We start from the raw sequence: 16,785 nt of genomic DNA, 5'->3' as shown, positions 1-16,785 counted from the left end.
CTTCCGAAGGAAAAGGACAGAAAATGAGCATTTCAGAAAACATTAAAAAGTTCAAGGCTGAAATTCCTGAAGATACCACGCTGGTGGCTGTTTCCAAAACCAAGCCCAAAGAAGATATTTTAGAGGCATATGAAGCCGGGCATAGAGTTTTTGGGGAGAACAAGATCCAGGAAATGACCGAAAAGTGGGAAGAACTACCCAAAGATATCCAATGGCACATGATAGGTCATGTTCAGCGTAACAAGGTGAAATATATGGCTCCTTACGTGAGCCTCATTCATGCGGTAGACAGCCTGAAACTTTTAAAGGAGATCGAAAAAGAAGCCAAAAAGAACGACCGGAGCATTGAGTGTTTGCTCCAGATAAAAATAGCCGAAGAAGAAAGTAAATTTGGAATAAGTGTTGATAAAGCAAAAGAGATCCTTTCTTCAGAGACATTGCAGCAAATGGCTCATGTCAAGGTGGTTGGATTGATGGGAATGGCAACTTTAACAGAAAATCAAGAAAAAATCAGAAAGGAATTTCGTTTTTTAAAGACTACCTTTGAAGATTTGAAAAAGGATTTCCCCTCTCTACATATTTTGTCCATGGGAATGAGCGGTGATTATCAGCTCGCCCTTGACTGCGGAAGCAATATGATAAGAGTGGGAAGTGCCATTTTTGGAGAACGTAATTATAACTAATTATTTAAAGACAACTTTTGTATTCGATTGTAGACATAGAAACTACCGGCGGAAAGTATAATGAGGAAGGGATTACCGAGATCGCTGTCTATAAGTTCGACGGACAAAAAGTTGTAGACCAGTTCATAAGCCTTGTAAATCCCGAGATCCCTATTCAGCCGTTCGTGGTGGGATTGACCGGGATCAACAACGAAATGCTTCGCAACGCGCCCAAGTTCTACGAGGTGGCAAAACGCATAGTGGAGATCACTGACGGGACCATTCTGGTAGCTCATAATGCCAAATTCGATTATCGTATTCTCAGAACAGAGTTCAGGCGGCTCGGATTTGATTTCGAACGCGAAAGTCTTTGTACAGTAGAGCTTTCAAAAAAGCTTATTCCGGGACAAAATTCTTACAGTTTGGGAAAACTGGTGCGTGCATTGGGAATTCCGTTAAGCGACCGTCACCGGGCCAGTGGCGATGCACAGGCCACGGTCAAGTTGTTCAAGATGCTTTTGGCAAAAGATTCAGATAAAGAGATCCTGAAAAACTCCGTTCGCAATACGCCAAAGAACCAAATGGACACCAAGCTCATAAGGTTAGTAGAAGAACTGCCCTCTATCACGGGAGTTTATTACCTGCACGACCCTGAAGGCGAAATAATCTACATTGGTAAGAGCAAGAACATCAAAAAAAGGGTGAACCAGCATTTTACCAGTGAAAACAGGAAAAGCCGGGAGCTCCAGAAAGAGGTGGCATCTGTTAGTTTTGAAGCTACGGGAAACGAGCTCAACGCCCTTTTGAAGGAGAATGAAGAGATCAAAAGGAACAAGCCAAAGTATAACAAGGCCCTTACTAAAACCATCTTCTCTTATGCCCTTTATCAATCCACAGATGAAGATGGCTACATCAATCTAAAGATAGGAAAGGCAGATGGCCGTAAGAAGAACGTGACCACGTTCACCAATATGCACCAGGCGAAGGCCATGATGCAATCCATCGTCGAAGAGTATTCCCTGTGCCAGCGTCTTACCAGTATAAAAACGGGCACCGGAAGCTGTTTCAATCATAGTTTGAAGGCCTGTAATGGTGCCTGTATTGGCGAGGAACCTGCAGAGGAATATAATGCGCGGGTAAGGGAAATGCTTGATAAATACAGCTACACCAATAAAAATATGCTGGTAATAGACCGCGGAAGGGATGTTGATGAAAAAAGCGCGCTGCTAGTGGAAGAAGGCCAATTCAAGGGTATAGGTTATTTCAATCTCAACTACCAGCTGAATAACATGGACATCATCAAATCTATTATCACCCCAATGAAAAGCGACCGTGATGCCCAGCACATTATTCAAAGCTATCTTCGAAAGAACAACAAGCTTAAGATCATTACCCTGGATACTGTAGAATAAAATTTCCCCACTTCAAAAGGTGAGTTTCTATAAAATCTCTATTTTTACTCTATAGAATCAACCTTTTGGCAACAGATCCTGAACCATCACCCTGGCAACGTAAACTTCATGAGATAATCTATGAAGCCGACACTACTGCTGGAAAGGCATTTGACCTGGTCCTGCTTTTTGTAATTCTTCTCAGCATTGTAGTGGTCATGCTGGAAAGCGTGAAAAGCATCAATGCCGAATATTTCGAGTACCTCTACATCACCGAATGGGTCATTACCATCATTTTCACCGTGGAATATATTCTGCGGATAATAACGATAAAAAAGCCGAAAAAGTACATTTTCAGCTTCTATGGGATCATAGATTTCATCTCCACCATCCCAACCTACCTTACTCTTTTCATGGGAGGATACAATGTTCTGCTCGCCGTGAGAGCTTTAAGACTCCTGCGAATCTTTAGGATCCTGAAGATCGCCCGTTACATTGGAGAAGCCAATAAACTCTCCATAGCACTAAAGCACAGCCGGCCAAAGATCCTGGTCTTCCTGTTCGCGGTAATAATCATAACCATTATTGCAGGCACTGTAATGTACCTGGTAGAAGGAGAAGAAAGCGGCTTTTCTAACATCCCGTTGAGTATTTACTGGTGTATCGTTACCCTTACCACGGTGGGATTTGGAGATATCGCGCCGGTCACGCCCCTGGGAAGGTTTATCGCCTCTTTTATCATGATCACCGGTTACGGGATCATAGCTGTTCCTACCGGAATCGTAAGCGCAGAATATTCAAAGGCCGGGGAAAAGACGGTACCGGTGAACACCCAGGTCTGTCCTTATTGCGCCGAAGACAAACACATCGATGGCTCTGAATACTGCCATAACTGCGGAAATAAACTGAATGAATAAAAAATACCTGATCGTTGTAGTTGGACCGACGGCTATTGGAAAAACCTCCTTAAGCCTCAGCCTTGCCCGAAGTTTCTCAACTGAGATCATCTCAGCCGATTCCAGGCAGTTCTTCAGGGAAATGAACATTGGTACCGCCGCCCCTACTCCTGCAGAACTTTCTGAAGCAAACCATCATTTTATACACCATCGTTCCATAACAGAAGAATATTCGGTAGGCGATTTTGAGCGTGATGCCCTTGAGAAACTGGAAGAGCTGTTCCAGACTCACCGGGAAGTTGTGATGGTTGGCGGCAGCGGACTTTATGTTGATGCCGTGACCAAAGGTCTTGATCATTTTCCGGAAGTTGATCCGCAGATCAGGAAAGATCTGAATACCCAGTTAAAAGAGGTAGGCATCGAAAGCCTTCAGGAGCAACTGAAAAAGCTTGATCCCGACTATTATTCCGAAGCAGACATCCAAAATCCGCACCGGTTGATCAGGGCGCTGGAAATTTGCATTGGCACGGGAAAACCATACTCCGCCTTCAGAAAAAATACCACTGCAAAACGCTTTTTTGAACCTGTCTATATCGGACTGACAGCTGATAGAGAAATAGTTTATGACCGAATCAACCGCCGGGTAGACCTAATGATGGAAGAAGGTCTTTTGGAAGAAGCAAAAAGATTATTTGAGCAGCGAGATCTAAATGCGCTGAACACTGTAGGGTATAAAGAGATCTTCAGGTACCTTGACGGCGAATGGAGCCTGGAAAAAGCTGTGGAAGAGATCAAGAAGAACACCCGCAGGTTCGCCAAACGCCAGTTCACCTGGTTTAAGAAAAACAAGGAGATCAACTGGTTCGAATATACCACTCCCCATGAAGAGATCGTCGCTTTTCTGAAAGAAAAAATAAAAGATTAGTCATTTTTGATGATCGCCCGCCTAATGAATTTTCCGCTGTTCGTTTCCAGTTCTACAGTGTAAACTCCCGACTGATATTTTCGCAGATCAATCGAATATGGTTTTTCCCGGGGTGAGCCTTCAGAGAAATTTCGTGCCAGCAGAAACCGCCCGCGCATATCAAAAACATTAGCCTGTTCAATTTCAATATCAGCAGAAGAATAGATCTCGACCAGCCCATTTCCCGGGTTTGGACTAATGATTACGAAATGGCCCGGATCTTCGGGTTCATCAATGATCAATTCGCAGTTTCTATCCGGATCTTCCACAGTTACCCGTATCTCACAATTTCCCTGATCGTAAGGAGTGGTATAGGAAAACTGAACCACCTGTGAACCAATATCGGCGCAGGTGAATTCCTCCTTACTTACACTGTACTGCACTGTACCTGTACCTCCTGAAAAAAGCGACCGCGGATCAATTACCGCACGCCGTTCGGCATTGAGTTGCAGGGTGATCTCTTCCACGCAAATAATGTCAGCCTCTTTATAAGCTTGTATCGTGATCTCTGTTTCACAAGAGCTTTCATTTCCCTCGGTATCCACGACTGTATAAGTCACCGTCTGCGTTCCCACGTCAGCAGTTGAAAAAGAGGTTTTAGAAAGAGATCTGGAAATAATTCCGCAGTTGTCTTTGGAGCCGTTATCTAATTGTTCTGGGCTAAGGGTGGCTGTTCCCTGCTCGTTCAGAGTTAGAGTAAATGTTCCCACACATTGAGCCTTCGGAGGTTGAGAGTCGATGAGGTCCAAAGAAAAAGAACAGCTTGTGTTTTGCCCTTTTGCAGTAGCATTAAGGGTGATTTCCGTTTTCTCATAGACCAAAGTTCCGGGTGCAGGTTCCTGGCTTATCACGGCATTCTCCATATTCACTGTTGCTACGGAAGAAAAATCCTCCATCACATACCCACAGTTTTCCCCTATCTCCCTCAGCTGTTCATCGGGACAGCTAAGGCTAAGGATCTCCTCCGCGGATAGATGTAGCCAGAAACTACACTCAGCTCTATTTCCTGAGGCATCTGTTGCTGAAAATGTAATGGTTTGTTCCGCCAGAAGTAGTGTACCCGGTGCAGGTTCCTGCAGCAGACTGACTTCTCCGCAATCATTTACAGAAATATTTCCGGTAAGATCCGGAAGAACATAACCCTCTTCAGCATTCCAGGTCATCACGGTGTCTCCAGGACAGGTAATTTCAGGCGCCAGGTTATCTTCGACATTCACAGTGATCTCACAAAAGTCCGTATTATCATTAGCATCTGTCGCAGTGAATCGAACTGTTGTTTCTTCAGAGATCCCTGTTCCCGGTGCAGGTTCCTGGACAACTTCAGCATCTATACTTGTGGAAATTTCTGCAGTAAGATCAGGTAAAACGGTTGTGCAAGCCGCACTCAGTTCCAGCACCTGGGATGACGCGCAGGAAGTGATCTCCACCGGATCAGCAGTCTGCTCGGTAAGATCCAGAGCAAACTCGCAGAAAGTCTCATTTCCGGCGGCATCTTTAGCAGTTATAAAGATCACCTTATCTGTAAAGATCCTGGTCCCCGGCGCCGGATCCTGCACTAGTTCAAAAGCGCAATTATCAGTGGCTTCAGCTTCACTCCTGAAGTCGGGCACCTCAAAACCTTCTGCCGGATCAAATGAAAATCGCTTGTCTGCCGGACAGGTTAAATCAGGATTAAGCTTATCGGCTACACTTACAGTGATCTCACAAAGATCAGTATTCCAATTTGCATCTGTAGCGGTAAAACGGACGGTAGTTTCTTCAGAGATCACTGTTCCCGGTGCGGGTTCCTGGGTAATTTCAGCGTCTATGTTTGTAGTGATCTCTGGAGTAAGATCAGGTAAAACAGCTGTGCAAGCCGCACTCAGTTCCAGCACCTGGGATGACGCGCAGGAAGTGATCTCCACCGGATTAGCAGTCTCCTCGGTAAGATCCAGAGCAAACTCGCAGAAGGTCTCATTTCCGGCGGCATCTTTAGCAGTTATAAAGATCACCTTATCTGTAAAGATCCTGGTCCCCGGCACCGGATCCTGGATCAACTCAAAAGCGCAATTATCAGTGGCTTCAGCTTCACTCCTGAAGTCGGGCACCTCAAAACCTTCTTGCGGATCAAATGAAAACTGTTTGTCTGCCGGACAGGTTAAATAAGGACTAAGCTTATCGGCTACACTTACAGTGATCTCACAAAGATCAGTATTCCCATTTGCATCTGTAGCGGTAAAACGGACGGTAGTTTTTTCAGAGATCACTGTTCCCGGTGCAGGTTCCTGGACAACTTCAGCATCTATACTTGTGGAAATTTCTGCAGTAAGATCAGGTAAAACAGCTGTGCAAGCCGCACTCAGTTCCAGCACCAGCGATGACGGACAGGAAGTGATCTCCACCGGATCAGCAGTTTCCTCGGTAAGATCAAGTGAAAACTCGCAGGAAGTCTCATTTCCGGAAGCATCTACTGCGGTTATGATGATCAACCTATCAGAAAAGATCGTGCTTCCCGGCACCGGATTCTGGATCAGTTCAAAAGCGCAATTATCAGTGGCTTCAGCTTCACTCCTGAAGTCGGGCACCTCAAAACCTTCTGCCGGATCAAATGAAAATCGCTTGTCTGGCGGACAGGTAATTTCAGGATTAAGCTTATCGGCTACACTTACAGTGATCTCACAAAGATCAGTATTCCCATTTGCATCTGTAGCGGTAAAACGGACGGTAGTTTTTTCAGAGATCACTGTTCCCGGTGCAGGTGCCTGGACAACTTCAGCATCTATACTTGTGGAAATTTCTGCAGTAAGATCAGGTAAAACAGCTGTGCAAGCCGCACTCAATTCCAGCACCAGCGATGACGGACAGGAAGTGATCTCCACCGGATCCGGAGTTTCCTCGGTAACATCCAGGGCAAACTCGCAGGAAGTCTCATTTCCGGAAGCATCTACTGCGGTTATGATGATCATCCTATCAGAAAAGATCGTGCTTCCCGGCACCGGATCCTGGATCAGTTCAAATGTGCAATTATCAGTGGCTTCAGCTTCACTCCTGAAGTCGGGCACCTCAAAACCTTCTTGCGGATCAAATGAAAACTGTTTGTCTGCCGGACAGGTAATTTCAGGATATAACCTGTCTACCACATCAACAGTGATCTCACAAAAGTCCGTGTCGGCATTAGCATCTGTCGCAGTGAATCGAACTGTTGTTTCTTCAGAGATCACTGTTCCCGGTGCAGGTTCCTGGGTGATCTCAGAAAAAATATTTGTCTCAACTCCACTTCTCAGATCGGGAAGTATAGCGGAACAATTCTCCTCCAAAACCAAAGTTTCAGCACCAGGGCAAGTGGTAATTTCTAACACTTCTTCGGGAGTGAGGATCACCTGAAAAGTACATGTAGACCTGTTCCCGAATTCATCTTCAGCAATAATGGAAATTTCAGCAGACTCGTTTAAAATAGTTCCGGGAGCGGGGTTCTGCTCTACCCTCACTTCAGAACAATCTTCTATTACCAGATCCCGAGTATAATCTGTCAAAAGAAAACCTTCAGAAGCCAATACCTCCTGCTGATCTCCTGGACAATTGTCAATGGCCGGTGCGGTAGCATCCCCTACCGTAATAGCAAATTCACACGTAGCAATATTTCCGGCAGCATCTTTAGCCTGATATATTACAGGGAACTCTCCCACTCCAATTGCTTCACCAATCGCCGGGCCGCTTATCAAAGTTAATTCTACCTGGCCAGAATCATCTGTGGCTTTCGGCAAGTCATATTCTGCATTGGCCGTGCATTCAGTTGGACCTGCGGCTAAATTTACATCCTCAGGACATTGGATCTGAGGCGGCTCCAGATCCTCATTTTGAAGAACGATTATGGTAAACCTGCAGATAGATGTATTTCCCGTGGCGTCTTCCGCAGTAAATTCAATAATATGTTCTCCAACAGAAAAATTGCTGCCCGAAGGCAGTCCTGCAGTTTGACTTAGTTGTGCCCCGCAAAGATCGGTTGCAATGGGAGCATCAAAAGTAACTATGGCAGTATTTTCACCCGGTGGAAGATCTACCAGAATAGGTGCGGGGCAGGCCACATGAGGCGCTTCTGCCGCATCTATGGAAGGAATACGTTCATAGATCTCCAGGTCAAACTCCAGTTTTGAAGGAACATACATGCCCCAAAAGGACCCGTCAAAGATCTCGGAGTTGTTGATATATAAGTGACCACAATCTTTCTGAGCAAGATCAACTGGAAAATCGAGCTGCTCAAGGATGATACCGGTAAAAGAATCATTAGGATCAAAAATCTTCACGAAGAATTCTTCATTTTTCACCCCGTCAGAAATGTCTTTTGCCAGACTTGAGATCTCGACAAGCCCCAGGTTGTCAAAATTGATGAATTCACTAAAATTGACCCTGCTGCCATATTCTATGACGTGAACAAAATCCAACGCATCAACGATCACACTTCCGGGAGAAATAATGTCTGGCAACCTGCCTAAAGCGACCAAATCCTTATCAAAGATGAGAGTTCCGGTATTCCCGCTTCCTGCCTGACTCACATATATTTTTCCTTCGGAATTCACCGCGATTCGAAGCGGAATGTCCACATTTTTTGTCTCCCGCAGTATCGCCTTGGAATTTTTATCATAGATGCGGACCCTGCTGAAGGTGCTGCCCTGCTCCGGACCTTGCTCGCCGTCATAATATTCCGCAACAAAAACCTTATCTCCAGATACATCCAATCCCAGAGGCCTGTAAAAGGAGGTAAAAATGGTCTTTTCTGGCAGGTAATTCCCCGCAGCATCAAAAACCCTGATCTTTCCGTCATCGGTAAAAGTACTACCGCTGGCGATGTAATCGGCAACATAAATGAACCCATCTTCATCTACAGCGATATCCCGCGGACTATCAAGAAGGTCGCCTGAAATAAGGTTTTCCTGAATCAGATTTCCGTCAGGATCTCTTTTATCGATCCCGTTTTCAAGAGAAAGGGTATAAATGTTCTGGTCGCTGTCAATAGCGACAGCCAAGGTAAGATCTTCAATGTTAAGGCTGCTACCGGAAACGGTAGGCAGGTCGGCCTTTTGGACCCAGGTATAATCAGGAGAAGTTTGTGCCGTCGAAACAGCTGTGAAGGTGAGGTTAATAAGCAAGGCGATCGTCGCGACCCGAAAAGCCTGACAATAACACGAAAAATTGTAATGATTTCCGGGCCACCTGCTCATTATGTGTACGTTACACATAAATATAGTTAAAGCCCAGAAAGAGCAGGTGAAGGAAATGTTAATGCTATACAAAACATTATCACGACATTACCTGCCGTGACAATGTTCTGCTAGAAACTGAAAGATCAGGTTTTTAGCTCTGAGCTTCTTCCTTATTTCTAATTACCAACCTGAATCCTTCCCCATGAATGTTGAGGATCTCTACGTTCTCATCTTTCTTGAGATATTTTCTAAGCTTGGCAATATAAACATCCATACTTCGGGATGTAAAGTAGTTATCGTCTCTCCAAATCTTGGTAAGAGCCAATTCACGAGGCATAAGATCGTTTTCGTGAAGGGCAAGAAGACGCAGCAATTCGTTTTCTTTTGGGGAAAGTTTTGATGGCTCTTCATCTTTATAAGTTAAGAACCTTAATTTTGAGTTCAAGTGGAAATCCCCGATCTGGAACTCGAACTGCTTGCTGTCCGCAACGCTGTCTGTCGCTTTACGCTGCATGATCGCCTTGATCTTCATGAGCAGCACTTCGCTGTCAAAAGGCTTGTTCAGGTAATCATCAGCCCCTACTTTGTATCCTTTAAGCACATCCTCTTTCATGGCTTTCGCGGTAAGGAAAATGATCGGGATCTCTTCGTTCTTTTCCCTGATCTCTTTGGCCAGGGTGAATCCGTCTTTGTACGGCATCATAACGTCAAGGATACAAAGGTCAAAATCGTCTTTTTTGAACTTTTCGAATCCTTCCATTCCGTTCTTGGCATGAGTGACCTCGTAGTCATTCATGGCCAGGTAATCTTTTAAAACCGTTCCGAAGTTCGGATCGTCTTCAACAAGTAAGATTTTCTTATTTTCAGTTTCCATAAATTAAGATATTAGTGGTAATTTAATTATAAATGTACTTCCTTTTCCTTTTTCGCTTTCCACGCTGATATTCCCTGAATGGTCGTCCAGGATGCGCTTCACATAAGCCAGGCCGAGACCATGACCTTTTACGTTGTGAATATCACCGGTATGTTCGCGATAAAATTTCTCAAAGACCTTTTTCTGAACCATCCTGCTCATTCCGCTTCCCTGGTCTCTTATCTTCATCACGATATAATTCTTCACGTTCTCTGTGTAGATGTCGATCTTGGGTTCGTCTGGTGAATATTTCACCGCGTTATCCAGAATGTTCACTATCACATTGGTAAAATGGGTAGGGTTAGCCAAAATCGAGGATTTAAGCGCCCCAAAATGGGTTTGAATATAACCCTGCCGGTCTTCAACTATTAGTTCGATATGCGTAATGGCCTCTTCTATCAGCTCATGCAGGTCCAGCCGCTCTTTTCTTAGGTCCAGTTCGTTCTTTTCCAGCCTGGAGATCCTCAACACATTCTCTACCTGCGCATGCATTCTTTTATTCTCGTCCCGTATCATTCTGTGGTAATGGGAAACCTTTTCGGGATCGTTCATGACCTTCGGATTTTTTATCGCATCCAAAGCCAGGTTTATAGTAGCTATGGGAGTTTTAAATTCGTGGGTCATGTTATTTATAAAATCGGTCTTTATTTCTGAGATCTGTCGTTGTCTTATTAATTGTGATAACGCGCTGGAATAGGCGATCACGATAATGAGGGTAAAAATGATAGAAAGTGCAGCCATCAATGTAATGGAGGACAATACTACCTGCTTCTTTTCGGTGAAATTCACAAATAACTGGTAATCGTTAGTACCGTTATCATTAGCGAACAAAGGTACTCTGTATGTTGTTTTCGCATCCAGCTGAAAATCTTCAGACCTTACCTTGGTTGCCAGTCCATTCCCGTAAACTCCGTACTCAAATGAGGTGTTGAGGCCTCTGTTCTTCAGCTCCCTTTCAATAAGGCTTTCCAGGTGGCCTTTGGAAATACGTTTGTGGATGGGGATCTTGCTGGTATACTCACTCACCGTAGAACGAATAAACTCCTTCTCCACATCTTTCATCCTGAAGATGCGGTTTATCCTGCCGGGGGTCGATAGCGAATTTTCGTTCAGAGTATCATTTTTAACCAGCTTGGAAACCTTCTTATTGATCAACTTTTTGAAATGTATCGTATCAATAGAAGCATCCAAAAAAGCCGTTGAAAGTTTATAATCTTCCTCAATGATGCCGTGCGAATAAACATACACCTCGTTAGAGAATTCATCGCGCTGCACCTGAAAGATCTCACTCATTATTGAACTGTCGGGTTGAACACCCAGACTGTCCACAACGTCCTGTAACGCAAAATAGTAGTTTTCAAGTTCGTTATTCTCAACTTCATTGGCTACCCTGCGTAATATTTGTTTGGCGTTAAAAGAAAACTGTTCTTCTTTACTTTCAACGGTGTTTTTTATCCAATAACCCTGAACAAATATGATTCCTATAAGGGAGAGGCTCATGAGAACCACCAAAAGAAAAAATATCTTTTTGTTCATACCCCAAAAGTATGATTTTAACATTTAGCCTTTTAACCATTTAACCAAAAGTTAACAAAAGAAACCCAGATTCTATGCGCCATTCAGCATCATTTGATGAATTTTTCGCACTTCCCGACGGGTTTCAGCGAGATCTATATTACTAAGGATGAAGTCGGCCATTTTAGCCTTCTTTTCATCGGGCCACTGGTTGTTCATTCTCGCCTGGATCTCTTTCCGGGTACTTCCGTCGCGGGCCATTATACGCGCTATCTTTACCTCGAGTGGAGCAGTGATCATGAGGTTCTTATCACACTTCCTATACCCCCCTTTTTCAAAAAGGATTGCAGCTTCGTAAATCACATATACACCTGTCTGAATTTTCTTCCACTCCTCAAAGTGTTTTCCTACAGCAGGATGTACAATGGCATTCAGCTTTTCCAGAAGTTCTTTATCGGAAAAAACTCGGCTGGCGAGGAGTTTTCTGTTCAACATGCCGTTGTTGTAGGCTGCTTCCCCAAAGAGTGAAGTGATCTGTTCACGTACCTCTGGATCAGAATTCATCAACTTTTTAGCTTCATCATCTGCGATATACACCGGCACACCCAGTTCCCGAAACATATTGGCCACTGTGGTTTTCCCACTTCCTATGCCGCCTGTGAGCCCGAGCACTTTCATTTTTTGATGATGAACTGGATCCTTTTCTCATTTACCCGAAGATTACTGGTAAAAGCGGGTTTCTTGACAACCTGCGGAATAAGGAAATCCTGTTTTTCTTCCAGTTGGGAAAAATCGGCAATTACCCTGAAATCTGATGCATTAACCTTATTGTAATCTTTGAGAGCGACTTTATAGAAGAGCAGGGTTTCTTTCGGAAAGATCACCACATTCAGGTTATTGGGCACGTTGATAAGCTCGATCGGGATCTGTACACTTCCTTCTGTAAATTTCTCCACGTCTACGGAATAGTTCAGTATCGGTTTGTAAACAGTTAGGTTCTTATAACCGGCGGTATCGATCCTTACCGTGCCCGCAATGTCTTCCTTGACCTTTTTCAATTCGATCTTTTCGGTATAAAGCCTGGTAAGCGTATCCAGAAGTACGTCAGGCCCGGTCACCCTTACCGAATCTGGTGTAAGCTGAAGGGCGTCTGTAGCCGAATATCCCGCGGCATACTCCACTCCTATCCTGCTCACCACTGGTAGTTTCATCTCTTTCTTTTGCTGGTAGTTAATGGTAAGCACATCCTTCACAAAATTGCTGTCTTCAAAGTCTATAGACAATTGCGAAAGGATCTCTTTTCGGTTTTCATCAATGAAGTAAAGAAGCCTTCCGTCCTCCTGAACTGTTTTGGAAACATCTACAAATAAGGTGGGCGGAAACAGAGAGAACCAGGCTATTTTGAAACCATTCTCTTCCATCTGCAGCTTAAGAGTTTTGGGATTTTCGGGAGACAGCAGCTTGTCCGGCGGGATGTTGATATAGCTCACCGGAATATCAACGATCTCGTTGTACTGTTTGGAAAACTGAACGAAGATCCAGATCACAACGGCAAAAAACAGGAAAAAGAAAAAGGAATTAAAATTAGTTTTTCTAAACCGGTTCTTGGTTAAGGTCTTCAGTCTTTTTACCATTTTGAAAAAATAAGCTCGGAAACCTCTTTTCGGGGGCTTCATTAAAAAACCTAAGATAGCAGGTAGAACGGCAGAAACCAAGTCCGTAGCCAAAAAATTGCACCAGCACGGCCCACACAGAATAGGCTGCGATCTTCACACTGGTGTTAAGCACCAGGGAATGAACGAAAACCGCCAGCAGGTAAAGCAGGTACAAATTGAACAGAAGCGGCCAGCCCAGCAGCAGTAATAATACACTTATGATTGCCCCTGCGGAAAAGACCGTGGGAAACCAGAAAGTGATCTTGGCCGTATCCGGATGCCATTTGTTGAGAATAGGCCGCACCAGACCGAATTTATACACCTGTAGATAGAACTTATTCCAGTCTATTCTTCTTTTATGGTAGACATAAGCTTCCGGAAAAAGAGCCGTGTCAAATCCGCATTTTTGAAGCCTTAGGGCAAGATCTGGATCTTCACCGGGGTGAATTCTTCCAAAACCTCCGGAAACCTCAAAAGCTTCTTTTGAAAGTCCCATATTAAAACTGCGCGGCTGAAACTTTCCCACCTGGTTCTTTCCCCCGCGGATTCCGCCGGTAGTAAGCAAAGAGGTCATGGAGTAATTGATGGCTTTCTGCACGGGAGAAAAATCGCCATGCGCGGCATCGGGGCCTCCAAAACAGTGTACAAAATGCTGTTTCAGGGCCTTATCTACTTCAGTAAGATAGTAAGGAGGCAAAATGACGTCTGAGTCCAAAATGAGAAAATAGTTGCCTTTTGCCTTTTTCATTCCAAAGTTCCTGGAATCGCCGGGACCGGAATTCGGCTTTTTGTAATAACTAATGCTAAGCACATCTGTGAACTGCTCTACTATATCTTCTGAAGGGTCGCTAGAACCGTCTTCTACAATGACCACCTCAAAAGGGTCATTAAACCTGAGTTCCTGCATGCTCTCCAGGAGTTCCTTTATCTCAATTGGCCTGTTGTAGACCGGGATAATGAAAGAGTAGGTAATGTTCATAGCACAAATGTATTAAGAAAAATGCCGTGCAGGGCCAAAAAAATAGGAGGCTGTGAAATTTGCATTTCACAGCCTCCAGGTATTTGAAGTTTGAATTAGCTTACTCTTCCTGTGATTTCACAAAAGCTTCCATTACCTGCTGGCTCACTCCCATGTTGGAGAAACCACCGTCATTATAAAGATTTTGCAGGGTCACCCTTTTGGTAAGGTCAGAGAACAGGGTGATGATATAGTTGGCGCAATCCATCCCGGTAGCGTTTCCAAGCGGCGACATCTTATCTGCATAAGCGATAAAACCGTCGAAACCTTTCACTCCTGTACCCGCGGTAGTCGGAGTTGGGGACTGGGAAATGGTATTTACACGCACATTCTTTTCTTTTCCGAAGAAATACCCGAAACTACGCGCAATAGACTCCAGGTATGCTTTATTGTCGGCCATGTCATTGTAATCTGGAAACACCTTTTGAGCCGCGATATAAGAAAGCGCCATAATGCTTCCCCACTCGTTCATCGCGTCTTTTTGGTAAAGGGTCTGCATGGTCTTGTGGAAAGATACCGCAGACACGTCCCAACCTTTAGTGGTAAAATCGTAGTTCTGATTGGTGTAGTGGTTTCCCTTTCTCACGTTCACCGACATCCCGATGGAATGCAGCACGAAATCCAGCTTTCCTCCAAGAATTTCCATTGCCTTTTCTACAAGGTTCTCAAGGTCTTCCAGGTTGGTAGCATCGGCAGGAATGATCTCAGCCCCTGTCTTTTCAGCAAGATCTTTGATGTTTCCCATTCTCATGGCAATTGGCGCATTGGTAAGCACAAACTGTCCGCCTTCCTCGTGTACGCGCTCAGCAGTTTTCCATGCGATCGAGTTTTCATCCAGGGCACCAAAGATGATCCCTTTTTTTCCTTTTAATAGATTATAAGACATGGTATAATTTTTTGGTTTCTGTTAAGCGGGTAAATATAGTAAACATCTTTTAATTGAGAAGCGCTTTTGCGTGGGCCACGGCAGAATCGCTGATGTTCTTTCCGCCCAGCATCATAGCCAGCTCTTCCACGCGGGCATCACCCTTCAATTCCACGATATTCGTGATGGTGCTGTGCGCAGCGTCTTCCTTGAAGATCTTGAAATGGGAATCTCCTTTTCCTGCGATCTGCGGAAGATGGGTAATGGCGATCACCTGCATGTTCTTACCCATGTTCTGAAGGATACCGGCCATTTTTTGGGCTATGTCGCCCGAAACTCCGGTATCTATCTCGTCAAAGATGATGGTTGGCAATTTGCTGTAGGTGGCCAGGATACTTTTTACGGCTAACATGATACGCGATAGTTCCCCGCCCGATGCCGCTTTTTTGATATCATTAAAACTTCCGCCTTTGTTGGCAGAAAGCAGCCACGAAAGCCTGTCCTGCCCGTTCGGGAAGAACTCCTCCTGCCGCTCCAGTTCGATCTTCAGCTGAGCGTTGGGCATGCCAAGATCGGCCAGGATCGCTCCTATCTCTTTAATGAACTTCGGAATGATCGCCTTTCTTGAAGCACTAATTTCTGAAGCCTGCTTCCTCAACACCTCTTTCTGTGCAAAAATAGCTTTTTCAGCTTTCTTTATAGCTTCTTCAGCATTTTCTGAAACTGAAACCTTTTGCTCCAGTTGTTGCTGTATCTCCTGAAGTTCGGCCACAGTGGACACCATGTGTTTCTTCTGCAGATTGTACAACACCTGAAGTTTCTCGTTCACCTGTGACAGTTCTTCGGGGTTAGCCTCCACTTTTTCGAGGGAAGATTCCAATTCCGTAGCGATATCATCCAGCTCAATGTTCACGCTTTGCAGCCGCTCAAAAAGCTGACTGTAGTTTGTCGAGATAGATGCGATCTTCTGCAGGTTATTTTTAGCCTCCCGTAACGATGCCGCAGCTCCTATCTCTTCCTGCTGAATGAGGTTGACGGCACTACCCAGTTGCTCGGTAAGCTGCTCCACATTACTGAGCTCCTCGTAACGTTCTTCCAGCTCTTCCTGCATTCCCGGCTGCAGTTTAGCCTGCTGAAGCTCGATGAGCAGAAAAAGGTTGTAATCGTATTCTTTTGAAGCCTGCGCCTGCTCCTCTTTTAAATCCCCCAACTGTCTTTCACGATGCTTCAGTTCTTTCAGGGAGGCCTGATAGGTTTTAATTTTTTCAGAATTTCCGGCCAAAGAATCGATAACCATGAACTGGTAATCATTGTCTCCCAGGCTCAGGGTTTCGTGCTGACTGTGAATATCAAGCAGCCGCTCTCCCAGTGCCTGTAACGACGACAGGTTGGCCGGGGTATCATTTATAAAAGCCCTTGATTTTCCCGAAGGTAGGATCTCTCTCCTGATGATGGTCTGGTCTTCGTAATCAAGATCTTCTTCACCAAAAAGAGACTTAAGATCGTAGGCAGCAATGTTAAAAGTGCCTTCTATCACGCATTTTTTTTCAGGATCGCGAATGGCGCTGAAATCGGCTCTTTTCCCCAGGAGCAGGGAAAGAGCACCCAGCATGATGGATTTTCCGGCTCCGGTTTCCCCCGTAATAATGGTAAACCCCGACTGAAGGTTCATCTGAATGTCTTCAATGAGGGCGTAATTTTTTATCGAAAGCGTTGTTAGCAAGAG

12 protein-coding genes are annotated in these 16,785 nt (G+C 44.7%); 4 read left to right on the top strand and 8 right to left on the bottom strand.

Translation table 11 applies throughout. The annotated features are described in order from the left end of the window. The first annotated feature begins 23 nt into the window (after positions 1-23). From BLS64_RS05120 to miaA, 4 genes are all read left to right on the top strand, one after another. Complete coding sequence (locus BLS64_RS05120; protein WP_093112444.1) at positions 24-683, top strand: YggS family pyridoxal phosphate-dependent enzyme; 660 nt, start codon at positions 24-26, stop codon at positions 681-683. A gap of 17 nt (positions 684-700) precedes the next feature. Beyond that, positions 701-2,074: an exonuclease domain-containing protein gene (locus BLS64_RS05115; RefSeq protein ID WP_093112443.1), complete on the top strand. Its 1,374-nt coding sequence runs from the start codon at positions 701-703 to the stop codon at positions 2,072-2,074. A 65-nt stretch (positions 2,075-2,139) separates the two neighbouring features. After that, entirely contained in the window at positions 2,140-2,970 is an 831-nt protein-coding gene (locus tag BLS64_RS05110; protein WP_093112442.1) for an ion transporter, read from the top strand. Next, the gene (miaA, locus tag BLS64_RS05105) at positions 2,963-3,874 is read left to right on the top strand and encodes a tRNA (adenosine(37)-N6)-dimethylallyltransferase MiaA (RefSeq protein WP_093112441.1); all 912 of its coding nucleotides are present in this window, start codon (positions 2,963-2,965) and stop codon (positions 3,872-3,874) included. The genes BLS64_RS05110 and miaA overlap by 8 nt, the downstream gene beginning before the upstream one ends. Here miaA and BLS64_RS05100 read toward each other — a convergent pair. The 8 genes from BLS64_RS05100 to recN all read right to left on the bottom strand — a co-directional run bounded on the left by BLS64_RS05100 (position 3,871) and on the right by recN (position 16,782). Beyond that, positions 3,871-9,111, bottom strand: coding sequence for an HYR domain-containing protein (locus BLS64_RS05100; RefSeq protein WP_176763431.1), 5,241 nt, complete (start codon positions 9,109-9,111; stop codon positions 3,871-3,873). The genes miaA and BLS64_RS05100 overlap by 4 nt on opposite strands. Positions 9,112-9,244: 133 nt before the next feature. Then, positions 9,245-9,967 (bottom strand): response regulator transcription factor, encoded by a 723-nt coding sequence (locus tag BLS64_RS05095; RefSeq protein WP_093112439.1) that lies wholly within the window; start codon positions 9,965-9,967, stop codon positions 9,245-9,247. A gap of 3 nt (positions 9,968-9,970) precedes the next feature. Then, positions 9,971-11,542 (bottom strand): sensor histidine kinase, encoded by a 1,572-nt coding sequence (locus BLS64_RS05090; RefSeq protein ID WP_093112438.1) that lies wholly within the window; start codon positions 11,540-11,542, stop codon positions 9,971-9,973. A 72-nt stretch (positions 11,543-11,614) separates the two neighbouring features. Beyond that, positions 11,615-12,199, bottom strand: a complete 585-nt coding sequence (gene coaE, locus BLS64_RS05085; protein ID WP_093112437.1) for a dephospho-CoA kinase — start codon at positions 12,197-12,199, stop codon at positions 11,615-11,617. After that, positions 12,196-13,155: a YbbR-like domain-containing protein gene (locus BLS64_RS05080; RefSeq protein WP_093112436.1), complete on the bottom strand. Its 960-nt coding sequence runs from the start codon at positions 13,153-13,155 to the stop codon at positions 12,196-12,198. Before BLS64_RS05080 ends, coaE begins: the two co-directional genes overlap by 4 nt. Further along, the gene (locus BLS64_RS05075) at positions 13,115-14,155 is read right to left on the bottom strand and encodes a glycosyltransferase (RefSeq protein WP_093112435.1); all 1,041 of its coding nucleotides are present in this window, start codon (positions 14,153-14,155) and stop codon (positions 13,115-13,117) included. Before BLS64_RS05075 ends, BLS64_RS05080 begins: the two co-directional genes overlap by 41 nt. Positions 14,156-14,255: 100 nt before the next feature. Further along, positions 14,256-15,080: an enoyl-ACP reductase FabI gene (locus BLS64_RS05070; protein ID WP_093112434.1), complete on the bottom strand. Its 825-nt coding sequence runs from the start codon at positions 15,078-15,080 to the stop codon at positions 14,256-14,258. A 49-nt stretch (positions 15,081-15,129) separates the two neighbouring features. Then, positions 15,130-16,782: a DNA repair protein RecN gene (recN, locus tag BLS64_RS05065; protein ID WP_093112433.1), complete on the bottom strand. Its 1,653-nt coding sequence runs from the start codon at positions 16,780-16,782 to the stop codon at positions 15,130-15,132. Positions 16,783-16,785 lie beyond the last annotated feature (3 nt).

The organism is Salinimicrobium catena, assembly GCF_900102915.1.
In the GTDB taxonomy this organism is placed as follows: Bacteria; Bacteroidota; Bacteroidia; order Flavobacteriales; family Flavobacteriaceae; genus Salinimicrobium; species Salinimicrobium catena.
Note: the sequence above shows the minus strand (reverse complement) of the source record. Positions and strands in the feature narration are given on the sequence as shown.